1 protein-coding gene is annotated in these 661 nt (G+C 62.6%); it reads left to right on the top strand.

The window, feature by feature from the left end:
* Positions 1-131 precede the first annotated feature (131 nt).
* A complete protein-coding gene (locus tag LCE31_RS40095; RefSeq protein WP_225023250.1) occupies positions 132-539 on the top strand; it encodes an acyl-CoA thioesterase in 408 nt (135 codons plus the stop codon).
* The last annotated feature ends 122 nt before the right edge of the window (positions 540-661 follow it).

Here is a 661-nt window from a genome sequence, read left to right as displayed (position 1 = left end):
TCATCTGGACGAAGACCGCCGACGACATCCTCGACACCCTCGCCGCATACTGCACACGAATTAACGACTCAGGACACTAACGGGTGCGTTCGACAACGAACCAAGTCCCATCGCACAGAAAAGACCATCTCGTGAACACGTACACCTATCCGCTGCCGCTGCGTTGGTCCGACGCCGACACCTACGGGCACGTCAACAACTCGCTGTTCCTGACCTACCTGGAAGAGGCGCGGACACGAATGTTCCAGGACCTGCTGCCCCCCGACGAGGCCGGACGGCGTCAACACGCCTTCGTCGTCAGCCAGTCCCTCGTCGACTACCGCGTCCCCCTTACCTACCGGGAGGAGCCGGTTGACGTAGAGGTGTGGGTCCTCCGCTGCCGCGGGGCGCGGCTCGAACTGGGCTACGCCATCCGCGACAGTGCGTGCACGTACGCCGAAGCCGTCACGAAGTTGGCCGCCTACGACCTGGACACAGGACGCCCGCGGCGCATCTCTCCGGCCGAGCTGAAATTCTTCTCCCGCTACACGGAGTCCTGACTCTGCAAGCGACCGACCGTTCCAGTGGCGAGCTAACCTCCGCCGGGACTGTAAAAAGATCGGCTCTGTTCCGTAGTCGGTGGTGACGGCCGGTGGGCAGTTATTGAAGCAGGATGCGGTGT

The sequence above is a fragment of the Streptomyces sp. 8L genome, assembly GCF_020176795.1.
Classification (GTDB): domain Bacteria; phylum Actinomycetota; class Actinomycetes; order Streptomycetales; family Streptomycetaceae; genus Streptomyces.
The sequence above is the reverse complement of the archived record's forward strand: the minus strand, read 5'-3'. Positions and strand labels throughout refer to the sequence as shown.